Source organism: Nocardia sp. NBC_01329 (assembly GCF_035956715.1).
Lineage (GTDB): Bacteria > Actinomycetota > Actinomycetes > Mycobacteriales > Mycobacteriaceae > Nocardia.
In genome coordinates, this window is sequence record NZ_CP108381.1 from 363,011 (window position 1) to 377,902 (window position 14,892).

Sequence of the window (14,892 nt, forward strand, 5' to 3'; positions counted from 1 at the left end):
GGATCAGCTGTAGATCTTGTCCACCTCGGCTGCGTACTGCTTCATGACGACGGCGCGCTTCAGCGACATCTTCGGGGTGAGTTCGCCGGTCTCCTGGGTCCAGTCGGAGGTCAGGATATTGATCTTCTTGATCTGCTCGGCCCTGGAGACCTTCTTGTTGGTCTCCGCGACCGCGGCCTCGACCGCGGCGACCAGGACCGGGTTCTCGACCAGTTCGGCGATCGTGACGTCGGCGGCGACGCCGTTGCGTTCCTTCCAGCCCGGCAGCGCTTCCGGGTCCAGCGTGACGAGCGCGCCGATGAAGGGTTTCCCGTCACCGACCACCATCACCTGGCCGATCAGCGGATGCGCGCGTAGCTGGTCCTCCATGAGTGCGGGGGAGACGTTCTTACCGCCCGCGGTGACCAGTATTTCCTTCTTCCGGCCGGTGATCGTGATGAAACCGTCGGCGTCGATGGACCCCAGGTCACCGGTTTTGAACCAGCCGTCGGCGAACGCGTCCGCGGTGGCTTGCTCGTTACCCCAGTAGCCCGAGAACACCACGGGTCCGCGCAGCAGCAGTTCGCCGTCCTCCGCGATCTTGGCGCTGTGGCCTTCGAGCGGCCGGCCGACCGAACCCACCCGGATGTGGTCGGGGGTGTTGACCGCGACGGCGGCGGTGCTCTCGGTGAGGCCGTAGCCCTCGAAGATGGTGACGCCGACGCCACGGAAGAAGTGGCCGAGGCGAGCGCCGAGCGGGCCGCCACCGGAGACGGCGGCCTGGCAGTTGCCGCCCAGGGCGGCACGCAACTTGCCGTAGACGAGTTTGTCGAACAGGGCGTGTTTGGCGCGCAGCAGCAGACCCGGTTTCCCGGAGCCCAGGGCTTCGCTGTACTCGATCGCGGTGGCCGCCGCGGCGTCGAAGATCTTGCCCTTGCCCGCGTCGTGCGCCTTCTGCTCCGCGCCGTTGAACACCTTCTCGAAAACGCGCGGTACCGACAGGACGAAATCGGGCCGGTGCTCGGCGAACTGCTGGACCAGCGTGCTCCAGTCGGAGGTGTGCGCGACCGTGACTTTGGCGTCGAAGGCGGCCAGACTGACCCCGCGGGCGAAGACGTGCGCCAACGGCAGGAACATCAGCGTCTTCTTACCGGGGGTCAGGAAAGACGCCAGCGCGATCCGGTCGGCCCGGGATTCGGCGTACAGGTTGGCGTGGCTCAGCATGACGCCCTTGGGCCGGCCCGTGGTCCCGGAGGTGTAGATCAGGGTGGCCGGTGAGGCCGCGTTCACCTGGGCGCGCCGATCGTGCACGACCTGTTCGTCGACGTCGGCGCCGCGCCGGACGAGGTCATCGATCGCGTCCTTGTCGATCTGCAAGGTTTCGCGCAGAGCGGGCAGTTCGGCCGGGTCGATCTCGGCGAGCACGCCGCGGTGCTTGTCGTTCTCGACGATCAGTAGCGCGGTCGCCGAATCCTGCAGGATCCAGCGCGCCTGTTCGGCCGAGGAACTGTCGTAGATCGCCACAGTGCAACCGCCGGCCGCCCAGATCGCGAAGTCGAGCAGTGTCCACTCGTAGCGGGTGGCGGCCATGATGGCGACTCGGTCGCCCAGTTCGACCCCCGACGCGATGAGGCCCTTGGCCACATCGGTGACCGCCGTCGCGAACTCCGCGGCTCGCACATCGCGCCATCCGCCCTTACCGTCGGGGATGTTGAACATCACCGCGGCGGGGGATTCTTTCGCGAAGCGGAACACGTTGTCGGAATTGTTCGCGTCTTCGGGGATTGTGTAGGAAGCCGGGGCTTCGAACTCGCGCATCATTGCCTTTCCCTGTTTGCCAACTCGTCGGTAATTTACGCCACCGGTACTGCTCGGGGCGCGGGCCACCGGTAAACGCCCTGGATCTCACCCTGGAACGAGGGCGAAACCGGTCCCGATCAAGCCTTCATCCTAGGTCGCGCAGTGGTAGCTGATCGACGGCTTGCCGCAGGAAACCGGCCATTTCGGTCAATGCCGCGGCAGCTTGACCGATCAGGGCGGCCTGTAGCTGGGCGACATGCCAGAGTCCCCGGCTCTCGGTGAAGGACACCTCCACCCCGGCATCCCGCAGCGCCGCCGTGAGGGAGACGCACTGCGGGTGCAGTAGCTCGTCGACATCGGCTTGGATGTAGACCGGGGGCAGCCCGGCGAGGACACCGCGCAGCGGGGCGTAACCGGGGTCGGCGGGATCGCCCGCCCCCAGGTAGGCCGTGGCGCAGGCACGCGACCAGGGGCCGTTGACGACCAGATCGCGGGGGCGTTCGGCGAGCTCGTTCGGGTCGACCCACGGCGCGATCAGACCGAGCGCGGCCGGTGTGTACCCGTGCCGGGCGATGAGCCGCTGGGCCAGCGCCAGCGACAGGCCGCCGCCGGCCGAGTCTCCGGCGATCGCGATCCGTTCCGGCCGGTAACCGCGTTCGGTGACCAGTTCGAGGAAGGCGGCCTCCGCATCGTCCAGCGCCGCCGGGTAGGCGTGTTCGGGTGCCAGCCGATAGTCGATCGCGTAGACCGGCAGCCCGGTTCCGGCGGCGAGCCGCCCGTTGAGCGATCGATGCGTAGCCAGCGAACCCACGGCGTACCCGCCGCCGTGCAGATACAGCACGGCGGCGGGTTCGGCGGGAACGGGGGTAGGTGGTGCGAGCCGTTCGGCCGGGCGGCCACCCAGCCGGATCCGCTCGACCCGGACACCGGGGGGTACGGGCTGCAACGTCGAACCGGCATCGATCAGGGTTCGCTGGACTCGCCAGGGCAGCCGGGAGTGCAGCGCCACCCGGTACATCGGGCCCAGGATCGCCCGCGCCAGCGGCAATGGCAGCGCGATATCTCGCATCTCGTTCCTTCTTCGGTACCGATCAGGGCAGAAAGCGTCGTTCGACGCCGACCGCGATGCGCTGGTAGCCCGCGGCGGTGGTGCGCACGAACAGGTCCAGCAGTTTGGCCTCCCAGCCGATGAGCACCCGGCCACGACCCTTGCGGACTCCGTCGACGATGGTCTGCGCGGCCATTTCGGGGCTGTGGATGGCGAGGTACTTGTCGAACATCGAACTGGCTTCCGCGCCGTCGATATCGTCGCTGTAGGTGGCGTTGCGGGCGACGGCGGTCTTGATGCCGCCGGGGTGGACGCAGGTGACCTTTACCGGCGTGCGATCCACCAGCATTTCCTGGCGCAGCGCCTCGGTGAAACCGCGGACCGCGAACTTCGCCGAGTTGTAGGCCGCCTGGCCGGGCACCGCGATCAGGCCGAAGAGGCTGGACACGTTCACTACGTGACCGTCGCCGGATTCGATGAGATAGGGCAGGAACGCCTTGGTCCCGTTCACCACACCCCAGAAATCGACATCCATGATGCGTTCGATGTCTTTGAAGTCGGTTTTGACGATATCGCCGTGATGGGCGATACCCGCATTGTTGTAGATCTGGTGGACGACGCCGAAGTGGTGTTTCACCGCGTCGGCGTACAGCAGTACGGCCTCGCGTTCGGCCACGTTCAGCCGGTCGGATTTCACCTCCGCGCCCAGCTCTTCGCAGCGACGGGTGGTTTCGGCAAGGCCTTCGGTATCGATATCGGAAAGCGCCAGTTTCGCGCCGCGCCGGGCGAGATTGACGGCCAGCGCCCGCCCGATCCCGGAGCCGGCTCCGGTGATGACACAGACTTTGTTGCGGAAGTAGGAATCAGAATTGTTGCTCACGGTGCGGTCACCACTTTCAGATCAGGTCGAGCGGATGCGTCGGCAGCCGTCGTCGTATCGTAGGCGGCGACATCGAATTTCCTTGTGATCCGGCGGAATTCGAAGGTGAAGTCCGGCCAGAGGGTCGTGTTGTTGCCGTGCTTGTCCAGGTACCAGCTGGCGCAGCCGCCGGTACTCCAGACGCTCTTGGTGAGTTTCTTCTGCAGGGCGGTGTTGTAGGCGTCCTGCGCCGAACGGCGCACTTCGACCGTGCGCAGATCCCGGCGTTCGAAGGCCGCCAGCGCGTCGGCGATGTAGTTGATCTGGGATTCGATCATGTACACCATCGAAGTGTGGCCCAGGCCGACGTTGGGGCCGAGTAGGAAGAACATATTCGGGAAATTCGCGATCGCCGAACCCTTGTAACCCTGCTGGCCGATATCGTCGAACACCTCGGTCAGGCTGCGGCCGTCGCGGCCGTAGATGGTTTCGTAGGCCGGGGAATCGGTGACGTGGAATCCGGTGGCGACCACGATCGCGTCGACCTCGCGTTCCGTGCCGTCCTTCGTCACGATCGACTTCGCGCGGATCTCGGCGATCCCGTCGGTGACCACGTCGACGTTGTCGCGGTCCAGGGCCGGGTAGTACTCGTTGGAGATCAGCATGCGTTTGCAGCCGATCCGGAAGTTCGGGGTGACCTTCTTGCGGAGTTCGGGATCGCGGATCTCGATGGCCAGTTTGGCCTTGGCCAGCGCCTCGAAACCACGCATCAGCGGCGGGAATTTCGCCAGACCGACGACCTGGGTTTCGCGGGCGGCGTAGATCGCGGCCCGTGACAGCCGCTGCGCGCCCGGGATGTGTTTGAACGCCAACCGCTCGGGCAACAGGTAGGGGCGGTCCATCCGGGGCAGCAGCCAGGGCGCGGTGCGCTGGTAGACGTCGAGATGCGCGACGCTGCCGGCGATGGCCGGAACGATCTGGATGGCCGACGCGCCGGTGCCGATGACCGCGACCCGTTTACCCGCGAGATCGGAATCGTGATTCCACCGGGCCGAATGGAAGATCTCGCCCTCGAAGCTGTTGATGCCTTTGATGTCGGGCAGATTGGGCTCGCAGAGCGCGCCGACCGCGGACACCACGGTGTCGGCGGTGAAATCACCTCGGCTGGTGGTCACTTCCCATTGCGCGGTCTCGGCGTTCCAGCGGGCGCCGGTGACATCGCAGTCGAAAAGGTGCTTGTCGCGCACGTTGTACTTGCCCGCGACGCCCTGGATGTAGGCCTGGATCTCGCTCTGCCGGGAGAACGATCGCGACCAGTCCGGGTTGAGGGCGAACGAGTACGAGTACAGGTGCGAGGGCACATCGCATGCGGCACCTGGGTAGGTGTTGTCACGCCAGGTCCCACCGACATCGCTACCGCGTTCCAGAACGAGGAAATCCTCGCGGCCCTGCTGGGTCAGCCGGATGGCGAGGCCGAGACCGGCGAAACCGCTGCCGATGATGATCGTCCGCAGATGGCGGGGGGGCTGGTTAGCGACAGCTTTGTCTGTAACCTTGCGACTCATATAGTCAGCGTAAGGGCTTATTGAGTCGCAGTCAACAGTATTGAACGGCATTCAGTAGGATGGACAGGTGAGTACGAGCCCGGAAGCACCCGTCAAGCGCGTCCGATTGAGCCCGGGCGAACGGAAGACGCAGCTGATAGCCCTCGGCGTCGAGATGCTCGGCGAACGCGCGATCGAGGACATTTCGGTCAGCGAGATCGCGGCCCAGGCGGGGATCTCGCGGGGCCTGCTGTTCCACTATTTCCCCACCAAACAGGACTTCCAGCTCGAAGTCGTCCGCCACGCGAACGCCGAACTACTGGCCCGCGTCGTCCCCGACCCCACGCTGAGCCTGTTCGATATGCTGCGCGACTCGGTGGGTCGCTATATCGACTACGTCAGCGAGAACCGCACCTCGTACCTGGCCCTGCTGCGGGGCCCTACCAGTTCCAGCCCCGAGCTGGTCGGCATGGTGGAGCAGACCCGGCGCGCGATCGTCGACATCATCCTCGCCCAGGTACCGCTGTCCCCGGAGGAACGCGAACAGCCCCGCCTGGTCCTCGTGGTCCGGGGCTGGGTCGCCTTCACCGAAGAAACCACCCTGTCGTGGCTGCGCGGCGAACCCATCTCCCGGGAAGACCTGATCGAACTGCTGGTGGAGTCGCTGCTCGCGCTGTCGATGGCGGTGAACCCGGCGCTGGCCGCGGCACTGCGCGCCTGAAGGTCACCGCCATCGGTCCTCGGTACGGGCCGGCGGGGTCGGAGCCGACGACTCGTACCGAGAGGCGGCAGTGCTCGGCGGCGCTCGGGACCTCTGAGACAACCCGGCTCGACCACTCGAAAAAATCTGCAGCGGCAACAGTAGACATTCCAACCAAGGTGCGGTAACTTCTGTCTCGTCGGAAACGAAGGAAGTATCCAAAGGGCACGGGAGATGACGAACTGCCCGTGAGGACAGGACCGGCGGGCGCAGCCACGGGACCAGCATGTACGACGGTCCCACCGCCCACCGGGAAGCACGTGAAGTTGCACGGAAAGAAGAGGAAGTACCACGAGAAGAAAGGAGGCGTTGCCCGTCGGGTCGCCCACGAAGTTATGTGGTCGGGGTGATCACCGACGTTTCGGTTACATGTCGGAAGACGAAGTAATTCCCCCTTTCAACGCCCCGGCGCCACAGGCGCCGGGGCACTTCGGCGTCCGGAGGCCGCACGATTTCTGAACCCACGACCGCGAACGAGAAGTTCGACGATGACGACTACCCCGCCTACACCATGGGCCGGGCCGCCGACCTGCTCGGCACCACCCAAGCGTTCCTGCGCACCTTGGACGACGCGAAACTGATCGTTCCGCAACGCTCGCCCGGCGGGCACCGCCGCTACTCCCGATACCAGCTACGTATCGCCGCCCGCGCCCGCGAACTCGTGGACTCCGGCACCCCCCTGGAAGCCGCGTGCCGGATCATCATCCTCGAAGACCAACTCGCCGAAGCCCGCGAAATCAACGCCACACTCACGCAGCAGGACTGATCCGCCCTTCCCGGAGTTCCTCGATGAGGGTCAGCGTTCGAGTTCGAGATCGGCCAAGGTCAGAAGGGCCCCGCAGGCCCAGGACGTCCGCACCATATAGGAGCCGACGGGAACAGAAACCCGCGCGATCCGCGCGGGTTTCGGCCCATGGGGGCCAGTGACGAGAAAAGTCGCCGATGCCGCGTATCCCCAACACCGCAGCGGCTTCGGCCACCGATACCCCAGCACCGACCAACCCGACCAGCTGACCACCGAGGCACCTCGCAGTGGTTGCGTTGCGCGATTCTGCTGTGCTCGCGGTCGCCGAGCCACGGGTGATCGCGTCCGATAACGGTGTGGGCGAGTCAGGTCCCCTGACCTTTGTCGACGCACCCGAGCTGGTGACTGCCCTGTCCGATCGAGCCGAGCGAGCAGGGTTCGAAGTACTTACTGAGACCGAACTCGCTCGGCCTTTCGATGCGGCGGCCTGGCCTGAGCTAGACCAAGCCGAAATCCGCTTCTGGCAGCCAGGGACTGTCGGTGACGCTCTCTTCAACTTCTGGGACTGAACGGCTGCTACGCCGGCGGCGTTCCGAACTCGGCTCGGCGCTACCAGCCAGACCCGCCCCACTCGGTGATACCGAATTTGCCGGCCAGCACCGATTTCGATTCCCCTGCGGCGGCTCGCTCCCACAGGTGGGTGATCTGTTCGGTGGACAGGCCGGTGCGCGGCCGGTGTAGGCGTCGCGGGCTTTGGCGGCGGCGATCGCGTTGGCGTTCCAGAATCTTGTCGGTGAAGGTCTACTCCAAATAGACGCACAGGATTTGGGAAAGAGATATTGGGGAGCGGCATTAGTTTCCGGGATTGTGGAACCACGGCCCTGGCCGGTGCGTCTAGCTCTTCGTACCCCAGCGCCACACACCGATCCTGGCCCTCGGACGCTGATCTGGGCGGCCAACACGATCCGCAACGGCGGTAGGGTCCGTTGCTGTGCCCGTGAACCCGAATGACCTCCTCACCGAGGGCGCTGCGATACGCCTGGCCGGCGACAACGTCATCGGAGATGAGAACCAGGGCGGATTCACCTGGCTGTTCGATCCATCGCGCCCCGACCCTGAGGTATGGATCGACCAGGACGGGTTCGAGCTGCGCCGCGAGCACCAGCCGATGAGCGGTTTCCTTCTCCAGTTCGCCCTGTACGAGGCCATGATGAACGCCCCCTACAAGGCCCTACACACGAATCTGGCCGCCGAGCACGTCGACACGCTGACAGCCACACTGACTCCGGTGCCGTGGGAAGCCTGGCGCTGGCCGAACGACTCCACACACTTCTACGTCGCACCCGGCGTCATCGCCGAGACGACGGACCAGCGGAACGGGAACACCTCGGTGTGGGTCGGCGCGGTACATCGCAGCGTTCTCCGGCCACTGAGGCAGCTCGGAATCCCGTGGACCAACTTCGACGGCTGAGCCGCCGGCACTGGCATATGGCCGCCTGCCACAGGGTCGAAAAGATTTCCCGCACGGCCGAACTCACCGGACATACCCCAACCCGCCCTCCGGCCGCCGCAGCACATCGGGGAACGCCCTGAAGCGAGGCGCCGAATCACCGCCAGGTCCGGCGACCAGCAGTCCAGGTCAGATCCGGCCAACCACCCGACGCTACTGACATCCTGTCGCCGGTCAGCATGTTAGCGTGACGATCGGTATCTCATCCCTGCACAGGGATCCGTCGATATTTATGGGCCGAATGGGCTATCCGGCCAACGGGTGAGCGTAACGGTCAGCGGGCCCACTTCCGGGCCTACTACACAGCGGACGGAGTCGGTGCGCCGGTTCTCGGATCGTCGGCACCCGGGCTAGGGATATCGCCTCTCGCCCAGCGCGGGGCGCCGAGGGTGGGCGGCGGCGCGAATGAATCGGGCCGCCGCCTTCATGTCCAGCGAGGTAGGACGTGCTTCCGCCTTCGCGACCGACTGGGCCGACTGCGCCTTCCGGCGCGTCGCGTCGAATCCGAGCTGGTCCTCGGCCACCTGTGCCGCCGCGACGTAGCCGACAGGATTGTCCTCGAACGGCATCGATGTCGATACGATCGCCGCCCCGAAAGTATCGATACGCCTTGTCGCGCTGAGGATCACGCTGAGTTGGCGCAGTGGACGGTAGCGCAGCGTTCAGCTGGAAAGCATCCCGGTCGCTCTGAGCACCGCGGGGAGGATGACGAGGACGCTGCCCAACACAAGCGGTCCCCCGCATATGCCCAGCAGGACTTCGCGCTTTCCCAGGCCGGCGCGCCTGGCGTATGAGACCGCGAGGATTCCGAATCCCGCGGCCGCGAGGAGAAAGGCGAACACATACCCCCCCGATGCGAGATCGAGGCGCTCCGCGTCGCCTGCCACACCGGTCAGCATGACTGCCGCCTGGGTGAGGCTGCCCGCGACGTAGATGACCACTGTCGAGAAGGCAGCCCACAGGAGGGTGCCCACGGCTTTCGGCTGGAGGAACTTCGGCGGCTGGGTAACGGCGAGCACCGCCACAGCCACGCCGAGAAGCTTCAGGACGGCGACGTACCAGTTCATCACCGAAATCGCTTCCGCCTCCGCGGCATGCGGCCCGGTAGCGAACTTGTCGGTGACCTCGAACCAGACGCTGATCGCTGCGAATATCGCGCACCACACCGCAGCCAGCACGCCCACGGTAGTCACGAGCTTGGTGGGCGGAGCGATGTGGTGGGGGCTGTTGTCGATAGGCGTGAGTGTCATGTGTGAGTCCTTCCGGTCGCGGTTCGGGTCGGTGCCCTGGAGGAGAGGAAGAGGCGAACCGCAGAGCCCATTAGCAGAATCGTTCTAGACTGTAGATTCTAGAACGTGGATTCGTCAACGCTGTACCCTGTTCTGGTGCCCTCCGCCAAGTTCACCCCCGACGGGATCCTCGACGCCTGCGCCCACGAAGTGCTTCTGCACGGCGCGGACGTGCGAATCGCAGACATCGCTCGCCGACTGGAGGCTCCGACCGGGTCGATCTATCATCGGTTCCGGTCACGCGAGGAACTCCTCGTCTGTCTGTGGCTTCGCAGCGTCCGACGCTTCCATATCGATTACCTCGCGGCCGGAGACCATGAAGACCCAGAGCATGCTCTCCTGGGCATGGCCGAGTGCGTAGTGACGTTCACCCGAGACCATCCGCAGGAGGCTGTCGCTATGACGCTGTACCGGCAGTCACGGCTGGTACAGACGGCGCCCGAGTCCTGTCGGGAGGAGGTCGAGCAGGTCAACGAAGGGATCCATCGCCGCCTCGCGGAACTGACCGATCTGCGTTATCCGCTGCCGACCGATCGCCACCGGTCCCTCGTGCGCGTCGCCGCGGCCGAAGGGCCCTACGGGCTGGTGCGGCCCTACCTGCGAAACGCGGTGCCCGACTGGATGCCCGAGGTCGTCGTGGCGAGCTCGAGAGCCATCCTCGAGCTCGGCGACTGAGGGTGCAGGCCACGTCAGCCAGGTGATATCAGCGTAAGGCGGTGGCGAGGGCGGCGATCTGCTCGACGGGAGGATCGTATCCGGGGAAGTAGCAGCACACCCGGTCCGCGATATCGCCGAAGCGGCGGATGATCTCGGCGGCGCACTCTTCCGGGGTGCCGCGTACGGCCAGGGTTTCGAGCATCGGCTCGGAGATCCGGTCGAACATACGCATGATGTCGCCGGATTTGGAGAGCACGTTGAGTTCGGGTTGGAGCGCACCCCAGCCCTCGGTATCGAGCACCGGCCGGTACGCCGGGGTCGAACCGTAGAAGGCCAGTAGCCCGCGCACTCCGACCGATGCGGCCGCGAGTTCATCCGCTGATCGTCCCATTGCGACGATGACCTGCGGGTAGAGCGGGAATTCGGTTCGGCCGGCCTGTTTCATCCCCGCCGCGACGGCGGGCAGCGTCCGTTCCCGGAAATGCCGGTAACTGTGGAACGGCATCACCAACAGCCCGTCCGCGACCTCCGCGGCGGTCCGGGTCATGAGCGGTCCGAGCGCGCCGAGCAGGACCGGTGGCGGGCCATACGGATTGGGTCCGGGGACGAAAGTGCCGGGCATGAGGGTATGCCGGGTGTGTTCACCGCGGAAGTCCAGGGGGGTGCCGTCCTGCCAGGAGGTCAGGATCGCGCGCACCGCGAGCACGATCTCGCGCATCCGAGCAGCCGGGGCGGACCAGGTGGCGCCGTAGCGCTTCTCGATATGCGGCCGGATCTGGGACCCGAGTCCCAGCCGGAAACGTCCCCCGGACATGAGCTGCAGATCCCAGGCGGCGTGCGCCAGATGCATCGGGCTGCGCGGCATGGCGATCGCGACATTGGTCATCAGGTCGGTATCGACCCGCCCGGCCACCGCCGCCAGCGGCAGCAGCACATCATGGGGTCCCTCGAAGGTGAACAGACCCGCGGCGCCCGCCGCGGCGAGCGTGCGAGCGCGCTCCTCGTAACGGTCGGGCCGGGCATCCAATTGAAGATCGAGCAGCATCAGCCCATCCAAGTACACCCGCGCGATCGGCAAGGGAGAATCCGGTTCGCGGGGTCGTCCGCGCATTCCCCTGGCTGCCCGGGTCGAAATGATCCTCGGCCTCGGTCAGGCGCGTCGATCCCGCCGTGCGGTCCAGGCCGCCGGTTCCGACCGGGCACCCGCGCCCCCGCGGACCGGAGCGGATGGGGAATTACTGTGCGCGGTCCTCAGTCGCCGTTTCACCGGTCGTGACTTCTACGGACAGCGCGTATTCCGGCCGAAATCACCGGCGATCGAATTTAGCGTCATCGGCGGTTATCGGGTGCGGATTCCACCACTTGCGGGGACGGGAACGCGCCTGTGTTCAGAGAGGCAACTGATGAAACGAACCACCATCCGCGGATTTCTGCGCACCGGATTCGCGGTGAGCGCGGTGATCCTCGCGTTCGGGCTGCCCGGAGCAGGGGTCGCCGCCGAACCCGCGGCGCCCTCGGACGAGCAGCAGCTGGCCGATGTGATCGCCGGCGGACTGAAGGATCCGGCCGCCCGGCCGATCGTCGATTCCGGTAGTGCGTCCGGGTCCGCGTGCAACTCCGGCAGCGGTACCGGCTCGGGTAACGGCTCGGGCGACTGCTACGGCGGTTCGGGGTCGAGTTCGGGTCTGCGCGGCGGGCATTCGACGGATACGGTCGGCTCCGGGCCGCCGTCCACCTCGTTCCTGGGCGCGTTCGGCTACGGTCTGCTGAATCCCGATGTGGCCCCACCGGGCAGCAACGACTGGAATTGCAAGCCGACCGCCGAACATCCCGAACCGGTGGTACTCATCCACGGGACCTGGGAGAACGCCTACAACAACTTCGCTTTCGTATCCCAGCCCATCCACGACGCCGGTCACTGTGTCTTCACCTTCAACTACGGTCGGTCCGGTCTGATCCAAGGCGGCGGCGTCGGCACGGTCCTACCGGGTGCCAACGGCACCGGGTACATCGAGGACTCCGCGAAACAGATCGCGGTCTTCGTGGATCGGGTCCTGCAGGCGACCGGTTCGGCGAAAGTGAATATCGTCGGTCACTCCCAGGGCGGCGCGGTTTCCCGGCAGTATCTGCAATTCGAAGGCGGCGCGACGAAGGTCCGCCGGCTGATCACCTTCGGCGCGACCCACCACGGGACCACTCTGCTCGGTATCGGCGCACTGGGCCGGGCGATCAACAACCTCGGTATCGACGTGCTCGGCCTGGTGGAGATATTCGTGGGCCACTCCGGCATCCAGCAGACGGTGGGTTCGAATTTCGTCAACAACCTCAATGCCGCCGGCGACACCGTCCCGGGTGTCGATTACACCGTGGTCGGGAGCCGGTACGACGAGATCACGACGCCCTACGATTCGACGTTCCTGAAAGCCGGGCCGGGGGCGCTGGTTCGCAACGTCACCCTGCAGGACGGGTGTGAACAGGACCTCTCCGATCACCTGACGCTGATGTACTCGCCACGCACCTTGTCGATCATTCTCAACGCCCTGGATCCCGCACAGCCGTTGCAGTGCACCTTCAACCCCTGGTTGATCGGCGGTGGCGGCTCGCTGTAACTGCCGTCCGGGCGGACCACGGTGGACGCCGGAACACGGCGACCGTGTTGCCGACCGGGTCGCTCCCGCGCCCGGATGGCCGGGGTCGTGCGAACCTTCAGGGCTCGAGGTCGACCACGCCGTCGCCGCTCGCCATATCGAACGGCACCGACACCTGGTCGTGCGCGATCAACCAGGTGCCGTCGATCTTCCGCATGCCGTAGGTCACCCGGACCCACATCCCGGTCGTCGCCGCCCCGTTCTTCAGCGTGCCGCCGAGCCGGGCGAAGGCATGCCCGAACGCCACGTCATCGCCCACGGTGAAGGTCAGGTCCCGAATCTCGTAGGTCACACTGTCGAAGAACAGGAACACCTTCGCCCAGTTCTCGAGTTTCGCCGCTATCCCGACGTGCTGGAGGGGCGGCTCGACATCGAAGGACACGACATCGGTCGTGTACAGCTGTCGCAGGGCCTCGAGATCTCCGGCCCGGAGTCCTTCGGCGGCCTTGTCTATCTGCCGTCGGAGGTCGGCTTCGTCCGCCGCGATGCGGTCGGTGCGGGACCGGGAATCGTGTGGTGTCGTCATGATCAGTTCCTCCGGCGTCGATGGGCGGGGTATCGGTAGTGGGCCGGCGCGGCGCTCCAGGCGATGACGGCTATCTCACGTGTCCGACTCCGCGAGCTGGTGCGCTTCGCGCTGCCATACGGTATGAAGGTCATCCATCTGCGGCAGAGCGGGATCGGTCACGAACACCGTTGATGAACGGCCTCGGTAGCTGTAGAGCAACGCTGCGGCAGGAGCCCCGAGCGGTAGCAGGACCAGCGGGTCGATCGCGGATACGGCAGATCCCTGCCACTGCAAGGGATGCCGGAAGGCGACATTCGAGCAGAAAATCGCTCCGCGTTCGGGTGCGAGAAGCGCGGACATCGACATATTCACCAACCTGCGCGGCGCACCCTGGATCAACCGGCGAAGCGCCTCGCGATGCGTGGCGGACTTCAAGAGACGATCGGCCTCGATCGTGGCCGGCAATACCGAGGCGATCGGCATACCGGGATCGGGCACGATGACGCGCCCCGCGAGTGTCTGGTTACCGGGCGTAGCGACATCGACCGGTCGCCGGATATTGAGTGCGATGCTCAACGGCAACGACCGGGAGGCGTGTGTGGCATGCACCGCTGTCCAGCCGGCGAAGGTACGGGCCACCGACGTTACGTAGGCGTCGTTCGCGGTACCGCCGTACCGGCGACCCGCCGACCGGAGCACCTCCGTCGGCACCGCGGACCAGTTCAAGGCCCGCTCCTGCGAATAGCGGTAGGTGGGATGCGGCCACAAATCGGTGGTGGCCGTGGTGCGAGCCAAGAATTTCAGGGCCCCGACCTTGTCCCGCCAGGACGGCGCGGCCGGATCTGTCAATGCCCGCACCACACCGGAGGACTGCTCGATCGGTACCGGGTCGGCGCTGAACAGGGTCTCCACGGTGTGCGCCACGGCACCCCCGTCCTGGAGCCCGTGATGGGCGCGGTAGAAGATGGCATAACGGTCGGGGGCGTACCCGTGGATGACGGTGAGGTCCCATCGGGGAGCATCCGCGGGGAACGGCGCCCGACTCAACTCGCGCGTCGCCTCCTCCACCGAGCCACCTACAGCCAACTCGTGCTCGCGAATGTGCTGATCCACCTGCGGTCGCCGCTGAACCCACTGTGCGGCAAGTCCTTCGCCGACCATCACCACCGACAAGGACGGCAGCGCGGACAATCGCTCGGTCACATGGGCACAGAGTTCGTCGCCCCGCGCGGGCGCACCCGTCAGGTGCAGAATCGCGCCGACGACCAGGCCCGACTGTTCGTAGATGAGCGCGTCCAGCGGGGACGGCCGCTGCTCCCGACCACCTGTTATTTTTTCCGCGCTGCCGTTCTGCTGAAGCTCCTGAGTCATCTGTTTCTCCCATGCATACCGGCCTGCCGACACTGGAGCTTTCCGGGTTCGAGCACCGGTTTCTTTGTCTCCCACCGGCTCTCGGCGCGGAGTGGACAGTAGGATTCCACGAACGTCAGGTGCTTGCCGGACGAGCCTTCCCAGCCTCGGAGTGCACGGAGGGCCTTCGACAAC

At 65.9% G+C, this 14,892-nt stretch carries 15 protein-coding genes; 5 read left to right on the top strand and 10 right to left on the bottom strand.

The window, feature by feature from the left end; translation table 11 throughout:
• Positions 1-3 precede the first annotated feature (3 nt).
• The 4 genes from OG405_RS01685 to OG405_RS01700 all read right to left on the bottom strand — a co-directional run bounded on the left by OG405_RS01685 (position 4) and on the right by OG405_RS01700 (position 5,251).
• Positions 4-1,797: an AMP-dependent synthetase/ligase gene (locus tag OG405_RS01685; protein WP_327152600.1), complete on the bottom strand. Its 1,794-nt coding sequence runs from the start codon at positions 1,795-1,797 to the stop codon at positions 4-6.
• A gap of 127 nt (positions 1,798-1,924) precedes the next feature.
• The gene (locus OG405_RS01690; protein ID WP_327149880.1) at positions 1,925-2,848 is read right to left on the bottom strand and encodes an alpha/beta hydrolase; all 924 of its coding nucleotides are present in this window, start codon (positions 2,846-2,848) and stop codon (positions 1,925-1,927) included.
• Positions 2,849-2,870: 22 nt separating this feature from the next.
• Entirely contained in the window at positions 2,871-3,707 is an 837-nt protein-coding gene (locus OG405_RS01695; RefSeq protein ID WP_327149881.1) for an SDR family NAD(P)-dependent oxidoreductase, read from the bottom strand.
• The gene (locus OG405_RS01700) at positions 3,704-5,251 is read right to left on the bottom strand and encodes a flavin-containing monooxygenase (protein ID WP_327149882.1); all 1,548 of its coding nucleotides are present in this window, start codon (positions 5,249-5,251) and stop codon (positions 3,704-3,706) included. The genes OG405_RS01695 and OG405_RS01700 overlap by 4 nt, the downstream gene beginning before the upstream one ends.
• A gap of 67 nt (positions 5,252-5,318) precedes the next feature.
• Between OG405_RS01700 and OG405_RS01705 the strand changes: the two genes are divergently transcribed.
• The 3 genes from OG405_RS01705 to OG405_RS01715 all read left to right on the top strand — a co-directional run bounded on the left by OG405_RS01705 (position 5,319) and on the right by OG405_RS01715 (position 8,206).
• A complete protein-coding gene (locus OG405_RS01705; RefSeq protein WP_327149883.1) occupies positions 5,319-5,951 on the top strand; it encodes a TetR/AcrR family transcriptional regulator in 633 nt (210 codons plus the stop codon).
• Between the two features lie 550 nt (positions 5,952-6,501).
• On the top strand, positions 6,502-6,756 hold the full coding sequence (locus tag OG405_RS01710; RefSeq protein ID WP_327149884.1) for a MerR family transcriptional regulator: 255 nt from the start codon (positions 6,502-6,504) through the stop codon (positions 6,754-6,756).
• A gap of 970 nt (positions 6,757-7,726) precedes the next feature.
• Positions 7,727-8,206 (top strand): hypothetical protein, encoded by a 480-nt coding sequence (locus tag OG405_RS01715; RefSeq protein ID WP_327149885.1) that lies wholly within the window; start codon positions 7,727-7,729, stop codon positions 8,204-8,206.
• Between the two features lie 389 nt (positions 8,207-8,595).
• On the opposite strand, the gene OG405_RS01720 is transcribed toward OG405_RS01715, so the two are convergent.
• The 3 genes from OG405_RS01720 to OG405_RS01730 all read right to left on the bottom strand — a co-directional run bounded on the left by OG405_RS01720 (position 8,596) and on the right by OG405_RS01730 (position 9,915).
• The gene (locus tag OG405_RS01720; protein WP_327149886.1) at positions 8,596-8,814 is read right to left on the bottom strand and encodes a hypothetical protein; all 219 of its coding nucleotides are present in this window, start codon (positions 8,812-8,814) and stop codon (positions 8,596-8,598) included.
• A gap of 93 nt (positions 8,815-8,907) precedes the next feature.
• On the bottom strand, positions 8,908-9,495 hold the full coding sequence (locus tag OG405_RS01725) for a hypothetical protein (RefSeq protein ID WP_327149887.1): 588 nt from the start codon (positions 9,493-9,495) through the stop codon (positions 8,908-8,910).
• 276 nt (positions 9,496-9,771) lie between these two features.
• A complete protein-coding gene (locus OG405_RS01730; RefSeq protein ID WP_327149888.1) occupies positions 9,772-9,915 on the bottom strand; it encodes a hypothetical protein in 144 nt (47 codons plus the stop codon).
• An 18-nt stretch (positions 9,916-9,933) separates the two neighbouring features.
• Here OG405_RS01730 and OG405_RS01735 point away from each other — a divergent pair, with 18 nt between their 5' ends.
• A complete protein-coding gene (locus OG405_RS01735) occupies positions 9,934-10,209 on the top strand; it encodes a hypothetical protein (protein ID WP_327149889.1) in 276 nt (91 codons plus the stop codon).
• Positions 10,210-10,237: 28 nt separating this feature from the next.
• On the opposite strand, the gene OG405_RS01740 is transcribed toward OG405_RS01735, so the two are convergent.
• Entirely contained in the window at positions 10,238-11,236 is a 999-nt protein-coding gene (locus tag OG405_RS01740; protein WP_327149890.1) for a TIGR03617 family F420-dependent LLM class oxidoreductase, read from the bottom strand.
• 358 nt (positions 11,237-11,594) lie between these two features.
• Here OG405_RS01740 and OG405_RS01745 point away from each other — a divergent pair, with 358 nt between their 5' ends.
• Positions 11,595-12,800, top strand: a complete 1,206-nt coding sequence (locus OG405_RS01745; protein ID WP_327149891.1) for an esterase/lipase family protein — start codon at positions 11,595-11,597, stop codon at positions 12,798-12,800.
• A 97-nt stretch (positions 12,801-12,897) separates the two neighbouring features.
• Here the strand turns inward: OG405_RS01745 and OG405_RS01750 are convergent, their stop codons facing one another.
• Together OG405_RS01750 and OG405_RS01755 are read right to left on the bottom strand one after the other, a co-directional pair.
• The gene (locus OG405_RS01750; protein ID WP_327149892.1) at positions 12,898-13,365 is read right to left on the bottom strand and encodes a YybH family protein; all 468 of its coding nucleotides are present in this window, start codon (positions 13,363-13,365) and stop codon (positions 12,898-12,900) included.
• A 75-nt stretch (positions 13,366-13,440) separates the two neighbouring features.
• Entirely contained in the window at positions 13,441-14,718 is a 1,278-nt protein-coding gene (locus OG405_RS01755) for a wax ester/triacylglycerol synthase domain-containing protein (RefSeq protein WP_327149893.1), read from the bottom strand.
• Positions 14,719-14,892 lie beyond the last annotated feature (174 nt).

Coding starts and splice junctions, on each gene's coding strand:
- OG405_RS01685 (WP_327152600.1), bottom strand. CDS start 1,797: ATGCGCGAGTTCGAAGCCCCGGCTTCCTACACAATCCCCGAAGACGCG.
- OG405_RS01690 (WP_327149880.1), bottom strand. CDS start 2,848: ATGCGAGATATCGCGCTGCCATTGCCGCTGGCGCGGGCGATCCTGGGC.
- OG405_RS01700 (WP_327149882.1), bottom strand. CDS start 5,251: ATGAGTCGCAAGGTTACAGACAAAGCTGTCGCTAACCAGCCCCCCCGC.
- OG405_RS01710 (WP_327149884.1), top strand. CDS start 6,502: ATGGGCCGGGCCGCCGACCTGCTCGGCACCACCCAAGCGTTCCTGCGC.
- OG405_RS01720 (WP_327149886.1), bottom strand. CDS start 8,814: ATGCCGTTCGAGGACAATCCTGTCGGCTACGTCGCGGCGGCACAGGTG.
- OG405_RS01725 (WP_327149887.1), bottom strand. CDS start 9,495: ATGACACTCACGCCTATCGACAACAGCCCCCACCACATCGCTCCGCCC.
- OG405_RS01730 (WP_327149888.1), bottom strand. CDS start 9,915: ATGGTCTCGGGTGAACGTCACTACGCACTCGGCCATGCCCAGGAGAGC.
- OG405_RS01735 (WP_327149889.1), top strand. CDS start 9,934: ATGACGCTGTACCGGCAGTCACGGCTGGTACAGACGGCGCCCGAGTCC.
- OG405_RS01740 (WP_327149890.1), bottom strand. CDS start 11,236: ATGCTGCTCGATCTTCAATTGGATGCCCGGCCCGACCGTTACGAGGAG.
- OG405_RS01745 (WP_327149891.1), top strand. CDS start 11,595: ATGAAACGAACCACCATCCGCGGATTTCTGCGCACCGGATTCGCGGTG.
- OG405_RS01750 (WP_327149892.1), bottom strand. CDS start 13,365: ATGACGACACCACACGATTCCCGGTCCCGCACCGACCGCATCGCGGCG.
- OG405_RS01755 (WP_327149893.1), bottom strand. CDS start 14,718: ATGACTCAGGAGCTTCAGCAGAACGGCAGCGCGGAAAAAATAACAGGT.